At 64.8% G+C, this 20,866-nt stretch carries 12 protein-coding genes and 1 tRNA gene; 7 read left to right on the top strand and 6 right to left on the bottom strand.

Annotated features, from left to right (window positions below):
* Nucleotides 1–101: 101 nt before the first annotated feature.
* Nucleotides 102–1,358: a phthiocerol/phthiodiolone dimycocerosyl transferase family protein gene (locus tag NCO8_RS23590; RefSeq protein ID WP_084457414.1), complete on the top strand. Its 1,257-nt coding sequence runs from the start codon at nt 102–104 to the stop codon at nt 1,356–1,358.
* A 143-nt stretch (nt 1,359–1,501) separates the two neighbouring features.
* Here the strand turns inward: NCO8_RS23590 and NCO8_RS23585 are convergent, their stop codons facing one another.
* Complete coding sequence (locus NCO8_RS23585; RefSeq protein ID WP_067642296.1) at nt 1,502–2,320, bottom strand: MerR family transcriptional regulator; 819 nt, start codon at nt 2,318–2,320, stop codon at nt 1,502–1,504.
* Nucleotides 2,321–2,364: 44 nt separating this feature from the next.
* The gene (locus NCO8_RS23580; protein ID WP_067642295.1) at nt 2,365–4,362 is read right to left on the bottom strand and encodes a TPM domain-containing protein; all 1,998 of its coding nucleotides are present in this window, start codon (nt 4,360–4,362) and stop codon (nt 2,365–2,367) included.
* Nucleotides 4,363–4,496: 134 nt separating this feature from the next.
* Here NCO8_RS23580 and NCO8_RS23575 point away from each other — a divergent pair, with 134 nt between their 5' ends.
* The 4 genes from NCO8_RS23575 to dnaG all read left to right on the top strand — a co-directional run bounded on the left by NCO8_RS23575 (nt 4,497) and on the right by dnaG (nt 9,186).
* Nucleotides 4,497–5,174, top strand: coding sequence for an MBL fold metallo-hydrolase (locus tag NCO8_RS23575; protein ID WP_067642294.1), 678 nt, complete (start codon nt 4,497–4,499; stop codon nt 5,172–5,174).
* A gap of 214 nt (nt 5,175–5,388) precedes the next feature.
* Entirely contained in the window at nt 5,389–5,967 is a 579-nt protein-coding gene (locus NCO8_RS23570) for a YdcF family protein (protein ID WP_084457426.1), read from the top strand.
* A 1-nt stretch (nt 5,968) separates the two neighbouring features.
* Nucleotides 5,969–7,222, top strand: coding sequence for a deoxyguanosinetriphosphate triphosphohydrolase (locus NCO8_RS23565; protein ID WP_067642293.1), 1,254 nt, complete (start codon nt 5,969–5,971; stop codon nt 7,220–7,222).
* A 23-nt stretch (nt 7,223–7,245) separates the two neighbouring features.
* Nucleotides 7,246–9,186: a DNA primase gene (gene dnaG, locus NCO8_RS23560; RefSeq protein WP_067642292.1), complete on the top strand. Its 1,941-nt coding sequence runs from the start codon at nt 7,246–7,248 to the stop codon at nt 9,184–9,186.
* Here the strand turns inward: dnaG and NCO8_RS23555 are convergent.
* Nucleotides 9,183–9,434 (bottom strand): hypothetical protein, encoded by a 252-nt coding sequence (locus NCO8_RS23555; RefSeq protein ID WP_067486858.1) that lies wholly within the window; start codon nt 9,432–9,434, stop codon nt 9,183–9,185. The genes dnaG and NCO8_RS23555 overlap by 4 nt on opposite strands.
* Nucleotides 9,435–9,631: 197 nt before the next feature.
* Here NCO8_RS23555 and NCO8_RS23550 point away from each other — a divergent pair.
* Nucleotides 9,632–9,704, top strand: a tRNA-Asn gene (locus NCO8_RS23550).
* A 125-nt stretch (nt 9,705–9,829) separates the two neighbouring features.
* On the opposite strand, the gene NCO8_RS31530 is transcribed toward NCO8_RS23550, so the two are convergent.
* Nucleotides 9,830–9,973, bottom strand: coding sequence for a hypothetical protein (locus NCO8_RS31530; RefSeq protein WP_157105057.1), 144 nt, complete (start codon nt 9,971–9,973; stop codon nt 9,830–9,832).
* Nucleotides 9,974–10,364: 391 nt separating this feature from the next.
* On the opposite strand from NCO8_RS31530, the gene NCO8_RS23540 reads away from it, so the two are divergent.
* Nucleotides 10,365–11,635, top strand: a protein-coding gene (locus tag NCO8_RS23540) for an IS3 family transposase (protein WP_157105056.1) whose coding sequence is annotated in 2 segments (ribosomal slippage) — nt 10,365–10,653 and nt 10,653–11,635 — 1,272 coding nt in all. Because the reading frame shifts where the segments join, the coding sequence is not laid out codon by codon here.
* Between the two features lie 1,155 nt (nt 11,636–12,790).
* Here NCO8_RS23540 and NCO8_RS23535 read toward each other — a convergent pair.
* A complete protein-coding gene (locus tag NCO8_RS23535; RefSeq protein WP_084457413.1) occupies nt 12,791–17,986 on the bottom strand; it encodes an NACHT domain-containing protein in 5,196 nt (1,731 codons plus the stop codon).
* Between the two features lie 753 nt (nt 17,987–18,739).
* Nucleotides 18,740–20,821, bottom strand: a complete 2,082-nt coding sequence (locus tag NCO8_RS23520; RefSeq protein ID WP_067642286.1) for a hypothetical protein — start codon at nt 20,819–20,821, stop codon at nt 18,740–18,742.
* Between the last annotated feature and the right edge of the window lie 45 nt (nt 20,822–20,866).

The raw sequence follows: 20,866 nt of genomic DNA, 5'->3' as shown, positions 1-20,866 counted from the left end.
GCGCCTGTCGCGGGCTTTCGCATGTCCGGACACGAGCCGCGTTGATCACACTGTGTAGCTGACGGTTTGCGTCGGCTGGGTGGGTAGTTCACGATTTCGGTGTGCTGTGGGAACCGGAAGACGTGGTGCGGGTGCTCGACCCGTCGGAACAACGATTCGTCCGGCACGGCACGTTCACCGGGCGCTCGGTGACGGTGCACGGGGAACTCGACGCCGCCGCGCTCGGGGCGGCGTTCGCGGCATTGCAGCGGGCGTTCCCGATCCTGGTGTGCCGGATCGTCGAGGACGCCGAAGGACACGGAATCCTGTTGCGGCCGGGCGATTTCGAGGCCGTCGGCGCGTGGGTCAGTTTCGGTGATCCCGACGAGGTGCGGGTGCCCGCCGAGACCATGGACCCCGCCGATCAGCTCGGGTACCTGGATGTCGTTCTCGCCGAAGAGGATCGGGCCAGGGTCACGTTGTTCGTGCACCACGGGGTGGCCGACGCCGGGCATTGCGTCGAGCTGTTCGCGCGGCTGTGGGGGTACTACACCGATCATGTGGAGACCGGGAAGATCATCGCGGGGGCGCGGGAGCTGCCGGTGTCGCTGGAGATGATGCTGGCGCAGCGGGGGATCGGACGCGGTCCGAGGTCGGGGCTGGAGGCGGTGACGCGGCCGCTCGTCGTGGCCGAGACCGGCGGGTCGCAGCGCGTCGAGCCCGCCGCCCTCTCCAGACCTGCTCGCGTCCGGCTGGACCCGGCCGAGACCGTCCGTGTGCTCGAGCTCGCTCGCGCGCATGCGGTGAGCGTCAACGGGTTGGTCACCGCCGCCGTGCTGCGGGCATACCGCGGGGTGTACGGCGGCGAGCGGGTCGGCTGCGTCTACCCGGTGGACCTGCGCAGGCGTCTCGACCCACCGGTGGCGGCGGAGGCGGGGACGAACGTGTCCGGGCTCGCGGCGTTCGCGACCGACGACACCGACGATGTCGTCGACCTGGCTCGCCGCATCGGCACCAGCCTGCACAACGACCTGGCCGACGGTGTCGTCGAACAGTCGGTACTGCACTTCCCGGACTACTACGGCCCCACCCGAATCCACTCGACCGCAGGCCATATCGCCGTCACCAACACCGGAACGGTGCCGCTGTTCCGCGCACCGACCGGACTCATCCTCGATGACTACGAGATCGTCTACCTCTCCGCCCACCCGCGCTCGTCCACCGGTGCGGCCGCGGCGGTCACCTTCCTCGTCTACACCTACCTCGGCAGGCTGACGATCGGCCGCCTCGGCGGTGGAGCCCGCGCAGCGGAATTGCTGACAGCTGTTGTCGCAGAACTGACTTGGGCCTGCTCGCGCGAAACCGCAGCGTCCGCCTGAAGTCACCCGGCGCGTCGGAGACGGCCGACCGCCCACGCGGCACCGGAGCCAGGCGGCTGGTCGACTCGACCACGCGGCCGACTGGAAGTCGTGCCGCGCGCCCGCCGCATGGAGGGTCCACCCGCAGCGGCGGGCTGATTCGACTACCTCGCGGCCAGTGGTTCCTGCAATTCGGTGACCCACCCGTTCGGATCCGGTGTCCATTCGAGCGTCACCTCACGCACCGGGGCGGCCGTGCGGTACCCGTTGTCCTCCACCCAGCGACCCAGCTCCTGCCACGCCGCACCGATTCCGCCGACATTCCCGTGGTAGACCGTCGTCGCCACCCGATCGACGGCAGGCAGGTCGACGATCGAAATATCCCGCACCGCGTCGGGTTCGGCATTCACCGGCACACAGGCGTGCACCCGGACGGAGCCGTCGTCGGCGGGCTCGTAGTACACGATGGCCGGACCGGCGATCGCGATGCCCGCCTGCGCGAGCCGATCGCTGAGCCCCTCGAACAACGGCTGGATCACCGGGCTGATGTGGGCGGGTTCGAAGCCCGCCGCCACCCCGCTCGACCTGGCCACCCGCACCGCGGGCACGGACTTGATCACAACATCCTGCTCGGGCATGACGCCCTCCTTCTCGATGATGCGGAGTCTCGCCTCGACCTCGGTCAGCCGCGCGCGGTCGGCCGCCAACCGCTGTTCCAGCTCCGCCCGGCGCAACGTGAGCATGCCGCGCAGCTCCCGGGGTTGTGGCCCCGGCTCGAGCATCCGGCCCACCTGCTCGAGACTGAATCCGAGCCCCTTGAGCGCGACGATCCGGTTGAGCCTGGCCAGCTGCGCGGCCGAATAGAACCGGTAGCCGGTGGCCGGATCGACCCGGGCGGGCCGCAACAATCCGACCGCGTCGTAGTGGCGCAGCATGCGCACCGACACCTGACCGTGTCTGGCGAAATCTCCGATACTGAACATGACGCCCTCCGGTGTACGGCCTCACACAGTGTGAGAGTCAACGATCAGAATCTGCCGCCTCGGCTCACCCGCCGTGACCCCGACGAGCCACCGAACGATCCGGGCCGGTACCCACCCGGGCGTGAGCCGTACCCACCACCGCGCGAGCCGCTGATCGCTCCGCGCAGCAGACCGTCCAGCAGGATGCCGCCGAGCACCGCACCGGCCTGCCCACTTCCGGACATGGGTTGTCTTGTCTCCCAGGCCCGTACGCTCGCCTCCGCCTCCTGCAGGGCCCGCCCACCCGATTCGGCGGCGGCCTGCGCGCTCCGCAACGCCAGTTCGGGATCGGTGCCTGCCTGCTGCCGCGCCTGATCGAGATGACGTTGCGCCTGCGCCAACCGGGTGCGCGCCTCGGCGTCGACACCGCCGCGCCGCGTGGTGATGAACGACGACGCGGCGTCGATACGGCTGGTCGCGTCGAGCAATGTGCGGTCGAGCCGGCGGCGCAGGTCCTCGACGGCGAGCTTGCGGTCCGAGGCCGCGGCGATGGCTCGGTCGAGGTCGGCGTCGGCGGTGACCACCTCGTGGAAGGCGCCGAGCGGGTCGGCGTCGTCGACCGTGTTCAGGGTGGTGGTCGCGGTGGCCATCGCGCCGCTGAGCTGGGTGCCACCGAATTCGGTCAGGGTGGACGCGGCGGCGAGATCGGCGCGCAATTCGTCCAGGGCGGCGGGCAATCCGTCGCGGGCTTGCTGGATGTCGGCCGCGGCGTGCTCGACGGTGTCGAGCAGCGTGCGGGCCTGGCCGAGAGCGGCCTCGGCCGCACGGATCGCGGCCACCGCACCACCCTGCTGCCCGGCCGGTTTCGTGAGTACGTCGCGGGCGGCGTCGATATTGGTCTGGGCGAAGGTGATTCGCTCACGGGCCATGCGCACGTTGTCGCGCACGGAGGTCAGCATCGCCGGGGGATAGGTCGCGTCGAGCCGGGCCAGTTCGGTGTCGGCGGCGGGCAGGCGGGCGGTGAGCTCGACGACGGTGCGGGTGAGAGCGTCGAGGCGGGCGGGCGCGTCGATGAGCAGATCGCGCATGGCGTCGAAGTCGGCCACCTGGGCGTCGAGTTCGCGGTCGGCCTTGCCGGTGGTCGCCAGCAGGTCCAGCAGCAGGGCGCGCTGCTGATCGGGGGTTTCGGGAACGGCGTCGTCGAGTTGCTGACGCAGGGCGAACGCTTTCGCGGTCGCCGCACGGGCCGCGTCCAGCGCGTTCCGGAACGGGGTCACCGCCGTCTCGCCGAATTCGCCGGTCGCCAGCGCCAATTCCTCCTCGCTCGTCCGCACCGCGTCGTCGATCTCGACCAGGCGTTCCTTCGACAACGCGTGCAGGGTCGGCAGCGAAAGACGCGACAGCGCAGCCGAATCGGTGGGGTCCATGCCGCGCGCTGTCGCGAGTTCCGCCCGGTCTTTGGCGTGGCGACGCCGGCGCATGACCAGAACGAGCAGACCGGCCGCCACCACCACGGCCAGTGCTGTCAACACCAGCACACCCGACGACGCGCCACCACCGCGCGCCGCGGCCCCGAGTCCCTCGGCGGTGTCGATCCCCGCCTGTGCCCATTTCTGTTCGCGCAGATCGGGCTCCACCGTGTCGGCCAGCAGCGATTCCACCTCGGCGTCGGTGATGCTCGCGGGTGGGATGCCGTCGAACCAGTAGCCGCGGTCGTCGACGGCCACCGCGAGCAGCAGATCGCGATCGCCGAAATCGGAGAGCTCGGCCGTGCGCGCTGCCCAGTCACGGGCGGACATGGACCCGAAATCGTTGACGTAGAAGAGCCAGAGCTTCACCTGGTGATCGCGGTAGAGGGTGTCGACGGCGCCGAGTACCCGCTGTTCGTCCGCCGGGCTGAGCACGTCGGCGGAGTCGACCAGTTGCGGGCCCATCCGCGTCGGTGGCTCCGCACCGGCCGCCGGGGCACACAGCAGAAGCAGGAACGCGCCGAGCAGATTCGCGACGAATCGCTTCCCCGGACCTGCGCCCCAGAGTTGCCCCGCCGCTGGTCGATACGACATGCGGGCCCGCTCGACGTACCTCACCGATCGGATGCGCGGACTTTTCCTCGGCAGCGGCATGAGTCGAATCTAACGGCCCGGGCCGAGTGAGACGGGTACGACAGGTCGGCGCGTGCCTCACTACCATCGGGACCATGGTCACAGTCGATGCCCGCTACACCGGTCAGGTCGCCCCCGGCGGCGACGCTCAGCAGCGCGATGTCCCCGGCGCCCGCATCGTGAAAATGGCCGTCGGCGCCATGAACAACAACACCTACCTGGTGCGATGCGCCGCCACCGGGGCAACCCTGCTGATCGACGCCGCCAACGAGGCGAACCGCATCCTCGAACTGGTCAACCAGGTGGCCGACGGGCAGGTCGAACTCATCGTCACCACTCACCAGCACCCCGACCACTGGTGGGCGCTGGCGGATGTGGCGGGCGCTCTCGCCGTCCCGTCGGCCGCGCACCCCCTCGACGCCGAACCGCTGCCCGTCACACCCGACCGCCTCCTCGCCGACGGCGAGACGATCGACCTGGGCGAACTCACCCTCACCGTCATCCACCTGCGCGGCCACACCCCTGGCTCGATCGCGCTTGCCCTGACCGACGGCGCGGGCCGCACCCACCTGTTCACCGGTGACTCCCTGTTCCCCGGAGGCGTGGGCAAAACGCACAACCCCGAGGATTTCGACTCCCTGTTCACCGATGTGACCACCAAGCTGTTCGACCGCTACCCGGACGACACCGTCGTCTACCCAGGTCACGGCGACGACACCACCCTCGGCGCGGAGCGACCCCAACTGCCCGAGTGGCGTGCCCGCGGCTGGTAGTCCGAGGCCGACCGGGCACGGTGCGTCGTTCACCGGACCGGAATTCAGTAGTGACCGCTGAGCCGACGACCGGTCGGTGCCACCTGGCAGACTGAGCAAGGTGAAATCGGGTTCTTCGCGCACGACCGTGCCCGCTCCGGATGCCCGGCACCGGCGCGCCTTGCTCTCGACGGTCTCGATCTGGATCACCAGGCTGGTCGCCGGCGCGATCGTGATGGGCTTGGTGCTGGTCGGTGGGACGGCGTTCCGGGTGTGGCAGGTCGCGCGGATCGACGACCACACCCCGGCCGACGCGATCGTGGTGCTCGGCGCCGCCCAGTATTCGGGGACGCCGTCGTCGGTCTTCGAGGCCAGGCTGTACCAGGCGTGGCGGCTCTACGAGACGGGTGTGGCGCCCCTGGTGATCACCGTCGGCGGCAAGCAGGAGGGCGACCTCTACACCGAAGCCGCCTCGGGCAAGCAATATCTCGAGGACAAGGGCGTGCCGAGTGCCGACATCCTCGCCGTCGAAACGGGATCCGACACCCTGCGCAGCGTCGAGGCCGTCGCCGCCGCCATGCACGAGAGCGGGTTGTCATCGGCCGTACTCGTGAGCGACCCGTGGCATTCACTGCGAACCAGGACGATGGCGCGAGACGCCGGTCTACACGCCTGGACCGCACCCACCCGCACCGGGCCGGCCGTCTACACGAGGGAGTCGCAATTCCACGGCATCGCCCGCGAAACCGGTGCGCTGCTGTGGTACCAGCTCACTCATTTCTCGGCAGATTTCCCTTACGAGGCGGGACAGTGAGATGACCGATACCTACACCCCGCACGACCGCGAACGCATGGTCACCGAACCGGGCAAAACCGCCTGGCCTGGTGCGGCGGGCAAGGGCCACCGCAGCGAATTCTCCCGGGACCGGGCGCGCGTGCTGCACTCGGCCGCGCTGCGTCGCCTCGCCGACAAAACCCAGGTCATGGGTCCACGCGAAGGCGACACCCCGCGTACCCGGCTCACCCATTCGCTCGAGGTCGCCCAGATCGGGCGCAGCATCGCCGACGGCATCGGCGCCGACCCCGATCTCGCCGATCTGGCCGGTCTCGCCCACGACATCGGCCACCCGCCCTACGGCCACAACGGCGAACGCGCCCTCGACGAATTCGCCGACGCCTACGGCGGTTTCGAGGGCAACGCCCAGAACCTGCGGATCCTCACCCGCCTCGAGCCCAAGGTCGTCGACGCCGATGGCGAGAGCGCCGGCCTCAACCTCACCCGCGCCGCCCTCGACGCCACGCTCAAATACCCGTGGGGCAGAAGCGGTTCCGGCACCAAGTTCGGCGCCTACGTCGACGATCTGGAGCGCCTGGCGTGGGTGCGCAAGGACGCTCCCGAGCGCAAGCAGAGCCTGGAATGCCAGATCATGGACTGGTCCGACGACGTGGCGTACTCCGTGCACGATGTGGAAGACGGCGTGATCGTCGGCCGCATCGATCTGCGTGCCCTCGCCGACCCCGCCGAACAGGCGGCCCTGGCCCAACAGGGCCACGGCGAACACCCCGACCAGTCGATCGATGCCCTGGCCGCCGCCGCGCAACGGCTGTCGGAACTCGACGTGGTCGCCGAGGCGGCGGGCTACGACGGCACCTTCGCCGCGTCGGTCGCCCTGAAACGGCTCACCAGCGAACTGGTCGGGCGCTTCGCCACCGCCGCCATCGTCGCCACCCAGGAGCACGCCGGGCCGGGCCCGCTGATGCGCTACGAGGCCGATCTGATCGTGCCGCCGGTGGTCGCGGCCGAGGTGGCCGTGCTCAAGACGGTCGCGCTGCGGTACGTGCGCTCCGATCGTGGGCACCTGGCCAGACAGCAGACCCAGCGCGAACGCGTCCAGGCCGTCGCCGACCGCCTGCTCACCACCGCTCCGGCCCACCTCGACGACCAGATGCTGCCCTGGTGGAACGCCGCCACCGACGACACCGCCCGGGTGCGCGTGGTGATCGACCAGATCGCCTCCTACACCGAAAGCCGCTTCGAGCGGGTCGCGACCGCGCTGGACTGCCGCTGACCTGGACCCACTAGACTTGCCGCGTGGCCGGACGAATCCCAGATCGCGATATCGCGGCGATCCGTGAACGTGTCCGGATCGAAGACGTTGTCGGAGAGTACGTGGCGCTCAAACGCGCCGGTGCCGACTCGATCAAAGGCCTGTGCCCGTTCCACGACGAGAAGTCCCCGTCGTTCCATGTGCGGCCCAATCACGGCCTGTTCCACTGCTTCGGCTGTGGCGAGGGCGGTGACGTCTACAAGTTCCTGCAGCAGATCGAGCACATCGGCTTCGTCGAGGCCGTCGAACAGATGGCCGACCGCATCGGCTACCAGATCAACTACGAGGGCGGCGGCACCTCGGTGCAGCGCGACCGGGGCACCCGCTCGCGGCTGGTCGCCGCCAACGCCGCCGCGCAGGAGTTCTACGCCGCGCGCCTGTACGAACCCGAGGCCGAGGCCGCCCGCAAGTACCTGACCGACCGAAACTTCGATCAGGCCGTCTGGCAGCAGTTCGGCTGCGGTTACGCGCCCGCGGGCTGGGACACCCTCACCAAACACCTGCAGCGCCTGGGTTTCGAGTTCAAGGAACTGGAAGCGGCCGGACTGTCCAAGCAGGGCAAACGCGGCCCCATCGACCGCTTCCACCGCAGGCTGCTGTGGCCCATCCGCAACCTCGGTGGCGAGGTGATCGGGTTCGGCGCCCGCAAGATCTTCGACGACGACACCATGCCCGGCAAGTACGTGAATACGCCGGAAACGTTGCTGTACAAGAAGTCCCAGGTGCTGTTCGGCCTCGACCACGCCAAGCGCGAGATCGCCAAGGGGCATCAGGCCGTCGTCGTCGAGGGATACACCGACGTGATGGCCATGCACCTGGCCGGCGTGAAGACGGCCGTCGCCTCCTGCGGAACGGCCTTCGGCGAAGAACACCTGCAGGTGCTGCGCAGGCTGCTGATGGACGACAACTTCTGGCGCGGCGAGATCATCTACACCTTCGACGGCGACGCGGCGGGCCAGGCGGCCGCGCTGAAGGCCTTCAGCGGCGACCAGCGGCTGGCCGGGCAGACCTACATCGCGGTGGCGCCCGACGGGCAGGATCCGTGCGAGCTGCGTCAGCGCTCGGGCGACTCCGCGGTGCGCGACCTCGTCGCCCGCCGAACCCCGCTCTACGAGTTCGTGATTCGTGGCGTGCTCGCCGAATACAACCTCGACACGGTCGAAGGGCAGGTCGAGGCGCGACGGCGCGCGGTTCCGGTGGTCGCCCAGATCAAGGACAACGCGACCCGCAAGGGCTACGCGACGAAGCTGGCCGGCTGGCTCGGCGTGGACGACATCCAGTCCCTGGTGCGCCAGGTCGGTGACGAAGCCCGCAAGCACTTCCGCGGCGGCGCGGCGCCCGCCGACGACAAGGGTGGCCGGCGAGGTGCCGTCGCACCGCGGCCCGTCGCACCCGCCCGCGGCAACGGCGACTCGGCCCGACCCGACCCCCGCGAACCGACGTTGCTCGCCCAGCGCCAAAGCCTGTGCGCGGCACTGCAATACCCGGGGATCGCGGGACCGGCCTTCGACGACGTCGAGGCCGACGCGTTCATCCACCCCGCCTACGTGATGGTCCGGTTGATGATCGCGAAAGCCGGCGGCACCGCATCGGGTCTCACCGGCGCCGAGTGGGTCGCGGCAGTGGCCGATCAGAGTGAGGACCTGCTCATCCGGGCCCTCGTCTCGGAGCTGGCCAACGAACAACTGCCCGTCCGCACCCAGGAGGACGTGCCGCGGCTCATCTCCGGGGTGCTCGCCCGCGTGCAGGAGATCTGGGTGGGCCGCCAGATCGCCGAGCTGAAGTCACGCCTGCAGCGCATGTCGGCGTCCGATCAGCCCGACGGCTACATGGAGCTGTTCGGCGACCTGGTGGCCCTCGAGGCGTACCGCAAGGACCTCGGACAGCGGGCCATGGGCAACGACCCCAACGTCACCGGCGTCTAACGCCCCCGGCGCAGCTGGTTGTGTGGCACCATCACCGTGGTCCGCTCGTCGAGCGGCTCCATCGGCTCCAGCTTCGGCTGAGTGCTCAACTTGTCCGACAGCTTCTGCCTGCCCACCGACACCAGCTTCTTCGTCACGGGGCTACCCGTCACCGCCCGTGTCGCCGCACTGATCTGCTCATAGCGCGCCCGCCCGGCCTTCGTGCCGAGCACATACCCGGCCGCTACGCCGATGATCAACCGCAGCATCTCCTGGAGCTCCTCCCACGTCTGTGTGCGCGCCCCATCCTGCCCGACTCACCCCACCCCTGTCGATCCACCCCACCCCGCCTCGCCCTCCACATGTCCGCAGGTAGCGGCCCGATTTGGGAACCCACGACCCCATACGCTAAAGTTTCATCTCGTTCAGCCAGCCAAGCTGACCCGAGCCCAACAGCTCAGGATATTCCCCTATAGCTCAATTGGCAGAGCAGCCGACTGTTAATCGGCAGGTTTCTGGTTCGAGTCCAGATGGGGGAGCAGTATGAATGCCCTTGACCTGGGGAATTTTCCCCGGGGGTCGGGGGCATTTTTGCGGTTGTCGGCGCGGAGGGTCCGGCATGGGTCCGTGATGCCTGTGTTCCTGCAGGTCACGGTCGGCGTGTCTACGCTGGGCGTCGCCCGAGTGCGGCTCGGTTGTCGATTTCGGCATTGCGGGCGGCGTAGTAGCGGGCGGCGACCAGGGGCGAGTCGCCGATCTGCGCTGCGGCGGCTTCGATGCCGTAGATGTCTCGGACATCGGTCGCCACGCGGTGGCGAATTTGCGTGGGTGTGATTGCTGCGAACTTCTGTCCTCTTACCTGGCGCAGTAGTCGGCTGAAGTTGTTCGGGTTCCAGCCTTCTCCGTTTCGGCTCGGATCAACAGGTTGTCCTCGGACTCGATCCGGTGGGCTAGCAATTCACGGACTGCTTCGACACCCTTGTCAGAGAGTGCCAGTCGGCGTATACCTTTCGTCCCGGTCTTGAGCCGGGGTTGCCATCGCCAGCCGCGTCCGTCTTCGAGGTCTTCGATCTTGCCGCGGATCCAGATTCCTGGGGTTGGGTTGTCGATGTCGACATCGGGGACTCGCAGGCCCAGTAGTTCGGTAGGCCGGACTGAATCCCCCCGGTGATTCCGGAGACTTCATCTCTTGAGGAAGGATGAAGTCTGTGAGTTCGAAGAAGTATCCGCAGGAGTTGCGTGAGCGGGCAGTGCGGATGGTTGCGGAGGTCCGCGACCAGCACGAGTCGGAGTGGGCGGCGATCGGGGCGGTCGCCGAGTTTCTGGGTGTCGGGACGGCGGAGACGGTCCGCAAGTGGGTGCGCCAAGGTCAGGTCGATGTCGGTGCGCGGGCCGGGGTCACTACTGAGGAGTCCGCGGAACTGAAGCGGCTGCGCCGGGAGAACGCGGAACTCAAGCGCGCCAACGCAATTCTGAAATCAGCATCGATTTTCTTCGCGGCCGAACTGGACCGGCCCCAGCGCTGATCGTCAGATATATCAGCGACCACCAAGGCCACCGCGTCGACGGTGGCCTGCGATGGGGTGTCGAGTCGATCTGCGCCGCGCTCACCGAACTCGGCGTCAAGATCGCCCCATCGACCTATTACGAGCACCGCCAACCTGTTTCGAGCAAGCGTGGCCGCCGCGACGAGGAATTGAAGGTGGAAATCACACGCGTCCACCGCGAGAACTACGGCGTCTACGGAGCCCGGAAAGTATGGCTGCAACTCAACCGTGAGGGCATCGACGTGGCTCGCTGCACCGTGGAGCGGCTGATGCGGCAGCTCGGGTTGCGGGGCGCGGTCCGTGGCCGGGTCAAACGCACCACGATCGGCGATCCGGCCGCCGAGCGGCCGCAGGATCTGGTGCAACGCAAGTTCGCGCCGGCCGCACCGAACCGGCTGTGGGTGGCCGACATGACCTATGTGTCGACCTGGTCGGGCTGGGTCTATGTGGCGTTCGTGATCGACGCTTACGCACGCAGGATCATCGGCTGGCGTACCGGCACCACGATGACGACCGCGCTGGTGCTCGATGCGATCGAGCAGGCGATCTGGACCCGCGAAAGAGCGGGCTGGGACGTGAAAGATGTTGTCCACCACACAGATAGGGGCGCTCAATACACCTCGATCGCCTTCACTGAGCGTCTCGCCGAGGCTGGGATCCAGCCCAGCGTAGGCGCGGTGGGATCGAGCTACGACAACGCCCTCGCCGAGACGATCAACGGCCTCTACAAGACCGAGTTGATCAAGCCACGGGGGCCGTGGCGCAACGCAGACCAGGTCGAGTTCGCCACCGCCGAATGGGTCGACTGGTTCAACTATCGGCGGCTCTACCAGTACTGCGGAGACGTGCCCCCGGCGGAGATGGAGGCCGCCTACTACGCTCAACACCCAGCCCAGCACCTGGTCGGGCTGTCACACCAGTAAGTCTCCGGACATGCCGGGGGGATTCAACTTGGTGGCTAGCCTAGAGTGTGAGCGTAGTGTCCAAGCGAAGGCGAGTTGGTTCGATTGCTGTTTGGAGCTGTGTGAACAGGTCCGGCCTCAGGATCAGATCTGTGCCGTGCACCGCTGGTGTAAGCGGTTCGTAGTTGCCATCGTGTATTAGGAAGCCCCGCCACTGGCGACAAACGAGCGCCGGACCCTCATCGTCGACGAGAGTAAGGCGCAAGGCCAGAGTCTCCGGGCGAAGACCTAGGAGAGTAACGAGTTCGATTCGCGGACCCAATAGGAACGGGTGGATTCCGGCACCGCGGCCGGGATTTGGGCTGCCTAGCTCCTCGTTGAACTGTAAGAGACAGGTGAGCGGCCCAGCAGTCGTGGCGAGGATCGATTGAGCTTGCTCCCGTTCGAGCGACGGACATAGCTCGGTGTGTGGGCGTGACCAGATAGACGGACGCGAAACATAGAATGGCAAAGACTTCGAGGTCGGTTGGCCGCCTGACGGCAGTAGCCCGGCTGCAAGAAGCATCTGTCGGCTAGGCTGTCTCGGACTACGTGATTCAAATGTAAACTGGCGTTCCAAGAGGCCGATTTGGGCCCAGCCTTCGTACGGCGGTTCCGCACATAGGGCTGGTTCGGTGTCGATGAATCGATGCCTTCCCATCAGCTCACTTGCTTCTGGCGGAGGCCAAGGTGCATCTCCGGTATCAATCCAGGGCACGGGAGCCAAAGACCAAGCTAGCCGTGACGGGCGTGTAGATGGACGCGGTACGCGGGCTCCTTCGCTACGGATGGCCCAGGTCGCGCTAGTAGCGAGACGTCTGGCAATCTGCCGTTCGAATGGGATGGGGTCGACTACCTGGCCTGCCATAGCCAATGCGGTTCGGGTGCCTGCAGCTGCAGCTTGCAGTGCATCCTCGGCATCTTCTTCGTATGCGTAGTAGGCCGGGGGCCTGCCGGGTCCGCGAGCCCTTAGTTGCTTGATCTGTGCTTCGCTGCGTTTCGAAGTTTCTTCGGTTCGCTCTGTGAGGCGAGACTCGATCGCTTCGCGCATGCCGGGCGGAACTCCGGCTATGTCTAGTCGTCCAGACAGATAGTCTTTAATTATCGCTGTGGTCTGGTCGCTGGGTGCTGGTTCGGTCATGGCAGCTCATTGAGTGCGTTGGCTATACCGAGTCGGAGAGCGGGGTCAGGTCGGGTCGCGGGCGGGCTCGGCACCGGATTGCAGTGACTTTCGAGGATTTCGCCAGCGAGTGCTCTGATCGCGAGGCGGTCGCTCCTCGCCATCTCGGTGAGCCGTGCGGCGAGCGTGTCGGTGAGTTTGCCTAGTGGGAGATGATCTCGGACGGTTTCAAGCAGCCAAGTGGTGCGTCCGGCGTCGAAGTCAGTTTGAAGTATGGGGATGAGAGCCGCCTGCGCAAGGGCAGGGCGGCACGCGATGAGGAATGCTGTAGCAAGGAGCGTGAGACGTATCTCCTCATGTTTCGGTCGGGCGATGTTGGCAACCGCGAGGGTTGCTAGCCCGATGTTTAGATCACCGGGGTTGGCGGAACTCGGAAGCGGCTCGTAGGGCGGATGGTTGCGAGCTGCAGCGCCTGGAATGCGGCGCTCAAGGCCAGCAAATGCTGTGTTCCACGCTTCGATGGCGGTGCCTCCTCCGCTAGCGGGTTGAGCGGCGAATGCAGCGATGACAGACTGGACGATTCCGTAGGGGCCTCGATCGGTAGTCTGAATACTGTTCGCAATGGCAGCCGCGAGCGTTCTCTCGGCGGTATCTGCGTCGAACGTGTGCGCCTTGGTCCAGAGGTCGACGCGTTCGCGTCCTGCAAAGCCGTACCACCCTCCGCCGCCTCGAATTCTGGTGTAGGCCAGGGTGTAGCAATAGCTCGCGACCTGCTTCAGGTTCGCAACAGTCGAGTCACACTGCCTGGCAATGCCGTCAGCAAGCATCGCGAAGATCTCTTGGTCGGCCATGTAGTGCAGTTCGCTTGCAACCGCATCAAGAATCTCAATGCCAGCGTCAGGACCGTGCGCAGTCGCAGCTTCGAGGATTCGCCATCCTATTGCGTTGACGAGCGCGTCGAGGTCGTCCGAGTCGGAGCTGTAGTTCTTGTCGTCATAGTGGCGCGCTGCGATTACGGCCCCGCGAGGGCCGGATGGCAACTCAAGGCGTTGAGTGCTCTTGATCAACTGCTCGACGGTGTCAGGCCTGCCGAAGGGTTGGGTGTGGTATCCATTGTTTTTCTTTTCAGGTCGCGATTCTCGTGCGTAGAAATACGGTCCTCCGAGTTGTTGGACAGCTGCAACGAGCTCAGGAGTCGCAGTCGACTCAGGCATGTTGTTCGCATACATCAAAGTCTGATTGTCGTAACTTGCTGCCACATTGCTCGCGAAGGTCGCCAGCGCGATATTCGTTTGATGGTTGATGCCGAGCTCAGATTGGAGATTGGTGAGAATTTCGACGTCGATCTCGGTGCTTCTCCAGCTGATTCCGACGGTGAGGCGCAGAGCAGCAAGCACGGCTGGGTCAGCGACCGCAATCTGAGTTGTTAGTAGTTCGACCTGAGTGAGGTTAGCGAGGTAGTCCTCAAACCCGTAGTCTCTGAGGAGTAGACCGGCAGCGTTGGTTGCGGCTGCGACGGGGTCGACTTTGGCGGCCAGTTCCCACCAAGAGCCTGGTACGTGATGGGTTTCGCGGCCGTCGGTGTGCTGGCTGACCAAGTACGCGGGGTCTTGGAGACGGGCGAGCGCTGCGCGGGCTGCACCGATGTCGACGGTCGCAAGGTCTTCGACGGCGTTGACAAACTCTGTAATGGTGATGTCCTTATGACCACCATATGCACCGAGAAGGTGTGCGGCGCGCTTCCAACAGCCGTTGGCTTCCGCAATCGCGCCAGCATCTAGACAGATGCGAGCGGTCGCCAACTCGAAATCGGCCGTCAGTGAGTACATGGTGTGGGTGTCGTCGCGTCCGGCACGAATTATGGGCAGGAGCCGATGGATAGGCTCGACGCCGATCACGTTAGAGACTCGGCTGAGAATTTCGAGTAGGTCGTTCGTTGTCAGGGGCCCGTCCTCGGCCATTCCAGCCAACGAAGTGGTCGTCCGCTCACCGATGGCGGTGAGGTGGTCGAGTACCGTGTCGAGGTCATCGGGCTGGACGACCAGCAATGCGCGCTCGATGACATCGTGAATATGGGAGTGTATGGAGTAGAGGTCGACAGCTCGTGGCGTACCAGTAAATGGTGACGCCTCGGCGGCCAGTTGTTCGATCGCGACCCGGACAGTCGCCGATGCTGCCTCAGGGGTTGTGATGCTCTCCGCGACTTCTTCCCGTAGGCTGACGGTGGCGACAGCGAATCGCAGCCAGGCACGGAAGAATCCTTCGCCGGTCAGGGCAGCGATTAGGTTAATGGGCGCCGTGCGGTCAAGAGCGTGAGCAAGTCTGAGTAAGGCGAGCCAACGTTCGACGAATCCGGACCAGTCGGTGTTGCGCTCATCTAGGAGCGATTCCGTAGCTGCTTGAAGGTCACTGTTGACATCAGTGCTTCCGAGACCTGCAGCGATTTCAGCCGGGGCGATTCCATAGTTCAAGTAGGCGCTGAGGTCACCGCCTGGCACACACTTCCACGCTTCGCGCGCGAGATGCTCTGCCTGCGGGAGACCTGCTTCGCCTTTGGAGGCGAGGTCGGCCAGCGTGAGCCAGACTGCCGCGATGTTGATGGGATTGGTCATCGCTCGTGCTGCGTTGACTATGTCCTCCGCAGACAGACCAGCCACGAGAACCTGGATAAGATCGTGGAGAGGGGCCGTTTCCTCCTGTCCATCGAGATGCTCAGCGAGAACTGCGATATCGATGGGGGCCTCGTCGATTGGCCTGAGCCGCAGATGTCCAAGTTGTATCGCCAAGTTCATGCGTCTGTCGCTGTCGGAGCCGTAGACGGTGTTCTCGGTTTCGGCTTCACGCTCGCGGGCCGCGATGTAGGCGTCCCAAGGCGGGGCCGACCCGGCTCGGTCGACTGCCTCGCACAGGCTGAGTCCCCAGCGAGCAGCAAACGTGATGCGTCCTTCGTAAATCAGGCGTTCAGCGACCGCTTCAGCGCCGAGGATGCCGACGACTACCTCGGCATATTGGACAAGAGTGTCCGGGATCGAATCGTGTTCATAGACGGCCACGGCTCGGCGGGCTTCGAGGCACGTCATCAACATCGCCCAGTCACTGCGGATTTGGGCTTGCCTGGTTACTACAGAGATGACCTGTTTGATCGCTTCGGGCGGATGAAGTGCCGCAATCGCACAGGCAACGAAGTCAAGGTCGATCAGAGCCTTCAACTCGCAATAATCGTCGAGGTCTGCGAGCAACCGAGGCAGGTTTCTGAACGCGCGGGTATCGGCAAAGAAGCCGCGGCTGGCGAGCCAGTTTGCGGCACTCCGGCGGATGGACGCGACCCAAGCTTCCGGTTTGTCGCGGCGTATGAACCGGCTAAAGCTCTCGTGGTGAACCTTGAGCCCACCAACACCGGGGAGAGAATTCAGGACTGGAGCCAGCCTTGAGAGCGCAGGCCCCAGGTATGGCTCCACCAGCGGCAGGACTTGACCTAGTTCGTTCTCGGTGAGTGCGAATTCACAGAGAGCGAGCGCACCGATGGCGAACTCTTGGTCGGCGGTGAGTGTGTTGAGCAGATGCCGGTAGTATTCATCGAGATCAGTAGCAGTGTCGGGCACTTGGTCGAGACGAGCGATGATGTTGGTGACTGTGGCTGGGGCGTCATCAGTCCCGTCGAGAGGTGAAGCACCCGTTGAGTGGCGGCACAGGTAGGTGGCGTAGAGCGCATTGCCGTTCGAACGTGTTTCGATAAGGTCAATGATGGTGCGTGCGTCATCTGGGTCCGCCTCCGCACCTGTCATCGGGTTATGGAGGACGCCGTGTCGGTGTGCGAGTGACCGAAGTTCGTCGGTCGACATGCGCGGCATCAGGGTATGCGTACCCGACGTCGGGTCGGCGTTCTTGAGGTGGTCGCCCGGCTGGCTGGCGATCAGCATGCACGCGCCGTACGGCAAGCTGATCGCCGCGAGACGGTCGATGAGAATGCGGGACGGGTCGGGGGCCAGCGGGCCCCCGACCCGTCGGCCGAGGACCCGATCGACATGGTCGATTCCATCGATGACGAGAAGTATCTGTTTATCGGGGTGCGTTGCCCGGCAGGTTCCGGTTGCTGTTTCAAGCGCTTCGGGTGTGGCAGAGAATCGGGGCCGCAACTCCGCGATCACATCCGGAACGATCGCTTCGAGTTGATTGAGGAGACTTCCGATGACGACCTCGGCGAGGACTCGTTCGTCGCGGTCTGTGTCGGTCTCGCCGAGCCAACAGTGGTGACGGACAACTAGCCAACCCTGGGAACGGTAGGCATCGGCGACTTGTTCGCAGAGCCATGATTTGCCGGATCCTGGCTCTCCCGTTAGGACTACGCGGCCACCGCTGAGAACGGTCGAAGCAATCGCAGCTTGAAGTGCGCTAGCGGCGCCGGTTCGAGGGATTGCCAAGGCGGTTTCGACTGGGTGCCCTTCGCGTACCGCGCCGAAGTCGGTGGTAAGCCTCAGGCTCGGCGCCAAGATACCGCGAGTGACATCGCCATTGATTGCACGTGCTGCGGTCGCAGCGTGGGCCAGCGCGAGTGCGACGTCTTCTGCCGCTCGGGTGGTGTTGGGCGGGCGTCCGGCACCAAGCTCTTCAGTTGCTCTTCGGAGTAGCGCTACTTCAGCCGGCCCAGGGTTTGTGAAACTGAGAGATGCTGCTGGGGCTGCAGTGTCGATGATCAGACGCGCACACGCTGCACGAAGTTCGTCGTCGGGGAAGTCCTTAAGGAGATTTGCCCAGGGTTTGGTGTCGCGGAGCTTTTCCGGCCCGAACCTGTATCGACGGGTGGTGACGCCCGGCAGCGGATCTCCAGGGTCGTCGGCAGCGTCGACCGGAAGCAGGACCTGCGCCAAGTCGCGGTCCGGCTTCCCGTCGCGGACTACAACACGGTAGGTGCTGTTGGTGTTCTCATCGAGGTCGTTCAGCAGTGAGCGCAATAGCAGATCGAGCCTAAGATCGCGCTTATCCGAGGAAAAGGTTGCTCGAGTGAGCTCACGTTCGATGGTGGTGTGCTTGATTTGGAGCCGAAGCCGGTGCCCGGCAGCGTAGCTGACAGTGAGGTCATCGAACCGATCGCCGTCGAAGTCTTTGAGGTCAACTTTGATGGAGGTGGCGGTGCCAAGCATGAGGTCGACGAATGCGGTACCAGTAATTATGTCCTGGTAGGCGTAGCCGTGATGGGTTGCCTGCAGGTTCATCTCGCATCCCAGCAGCAGATCGGATGAGGCGAGGACCCTGGCTGGACAGGAGGCGACAAGGGCTCGTGTGCGACGATTGAGGGGCCCTCGGTTACTCCTGCCAGATGGCGGCGGTTTCGGTGAAGGCGCCTTGCATCGTCGGGACGAGGAGCCAAGCCACTGTCAGCGTCAAGGCTGTCGTGCAGGGTGGCGGCGTGACCTCTTGGCGGACCCGAGTTCGAAACCAACGTGCCTCCACAATCTCCGCATAGCGCTGACTGTGTCCGGACCAACAGCAGGGCCGGGCACTGAACAATGAAGCGTACGGCAAGGTGGCGCTTGCTGAGAAGAGACTCGAAGACGGTCCGCAATCTGCTCTCGTACAAGCAGTCTCACCGATCTAGCGGTGCACACCCTCCGCCTTCGGGTGGAAGCTGCCAAAGGTCGGCCTTCAGCGGCCCGAATTACCCAAGAGAAGTCTGGCTAGTTGATAGCTATCAAACGTGCAGGGTTTCGCTGGTCATCCCGAGCCGAGACGCGACAGCGGCGATTGGGGTCCACCCGCAGTCGCGGGTCGTTACGGTGCTCGATGCCCCCGGACGCCGTGGGCTTTCGCCGTTTCGTCGTACACGGCAAGCATGATCTGCCCATCGTTCCCAAGAAAGAGGGCGGACCATCACACCTGATGCGATCTAATGCGACTCACCATTCTGATCCCTATTAATCTACGGGGCCACTCCGACCTCGGAGCTTTCCGACGCGTTGCGCTAGCCCTCAGCGTTGAATCGGGATGGACAGGAATACCGAGCCACCGGTTCGCTCCACCGCGGGCTCTCCTTTCGCGAGATGAGCAAGGGTTACCTGGTCATTGAGAGCGAACGTGCCGCTGTTCCGGTGCCGACGCCGGAATCTCTTCCATTTTGACCACGTGCCATGCTGCGCTGACATGACAGCGGCTGCGACCTCGGCCCAGCCTGCTTGTAGCAGCGTGCTCGCCATAGCATCGAGGATCTCCTCCGGCACGCCGACGGTGGGTTTTTGCGCCTCCAGACCCAGCTCCCGGCGGGTGTAGAAGTCGTTAAGAGCATCGCTTGAGTCTGCTATGAGGATACGTGCGATTTCCTCTTCCTCATGGTCGAGGCTGTGCAGGATGCTGATGCGATCGATCAGGTACGCGCCAAGGGCGTCACACTCGGAGGCAGCTGACGCCTTGATCGAGTGCATACCTGCTCGTTCGCGCGCGTAGTGATGAAAGGACGCTGGATCCATGAGGATGTCCGTGACCATGAGCAGGTCCGTTAGCGATACTACCCAAGTCGGTCGTTTGACCGCCCCAGACACGGACAGACCGCTGGAAGCGAACGGGTCGATCCGTTCGAACGTCACGATCACGGCGGTGCCGCTTGACACCTCACGTGGGAGTACGTCCACCTGCCGTCCGTTCGCGGTACGTGTGAACGATCGACCGCCCTCATCGAGGATGTACGTCAGGGCACGATCCGTCTGGTCGAGCGCCTTGCCGAGGATTTCAGCGATCTTCTTGTCGACTCGGTCGGCATATCCTCGCCGGCCCCGCTCGGTCAGTGCGATCGCTTTCGCCTCGACCACCAACGGCCATTCGGCGCGGATGAGGGTGTCGATCTCACCCTTTTCTTTAGAAACCAGCGCATAATGCTGCGTCGGGAAAGTATTCGAGGGCCCGAAGACCTTGGCCATAGCTTCAGAGACCAAACGCTCGTGCGCGTCCTGGCGGTGTTTGTAATATCTCTGGGAGTCGAAACCATTGCGCTTTGGTTCTGTTGCCAGGCGATGGTGGATGGCAGCCGACAACGCCCACGGGTCCGGTACGAAGAACGTTCCGTTGTCGAGCTTGATACACGGGTGAGTACGGGCTCGGTTGGTGTCACCGGGTGCGCGAAATTCGGGTTGGCAGCCGTAGTCCGTCGAGAAGAAGGCCAACATCGCGCTGATCTGCTCCACTGCAATCCCGGTGCTTGCAGCCACATCGAGGGGTACCCATAACGTCGTGGCGTTGAGTGCCTCGATGAACGCCACTGCGGCCTGTGGATCGGGGTCTGGACCGTCCATTGCCGTGCGCAACGTATCGATCGCTGCCGAGAATACTCGGTTCAGCGACCGTGCGTTTAGCCGGGTAGCCCGGATTACGTCCGCAGGGTTGAAGCCCAGTGAGGTGACATAGTATTCGCGATGTCGTCCGAAGACCTCTGCATCGACTTGTTCGAGATGTACTGCGTAGCCAGGCATCCTATCGGTCTGGTATTCCAGCTGCAGCTGCTGGAGAAGAACCTCGCGATTCAGATCGCCGATGTCGGCGTTCGTGGTGAAAGCTGTGATACGCCTTGCCTGCTCTGCGTCGAAGATCTCGCTGATCAGGCTTCTCACACGCCGTGTCACCTCATGCGGGGTGTCCGCGGTGCCAACGGCCTCCAGCGACAAAGCGACACCGACTAGGTATTCGATCTTCGCCGCCCACGACGACGTCAGCTCGCCGTCTGCGAGACTCTCCGCACCGTCGATCCCCACCATCATGGCTGGCACCGCCACCGAGTTGATCAGCTGGGTGAGGTCTCGCCCGGCCATCAAGCTTCGGAGCTCATCGATCAGTGTTGGCAGGTTGTCGGCCCGAGCCTGGAATGCCTCCAGCTGATTCTTGATGATGGCGTCGCGTTCAGGTCCGGGAAGAAACGACTTCCGCACCGTCGCTGAGCCGGAGATGCTCGTCGTCGAGTCATACAAGCTTGGCGAGTCGAACATTCGATCCTGTGGGAATCCACCAAACCGGGCCATTCCATGATCGTAGTGGTATGCATCGGGGATCGTGTACAGACCGAACATTCGCCATCGGTGCCGATTGGTCTGAGGCACAAGGGCCGCTACGAG

This window comes from Nocardia coubleae NBRC 108252 (assembly GCF_001612805.1).
Lineage (GTDB): Bacteria > Actinomycetota > Actinomycetes > Mycobacteriales > Mycobacteriaceae > Nocardia > Nocardia coubleae.
Note: the sequence above shows the minus strand (reverse complement) of the source record. Positions and strands in the feature narration are given on the sequence as shown.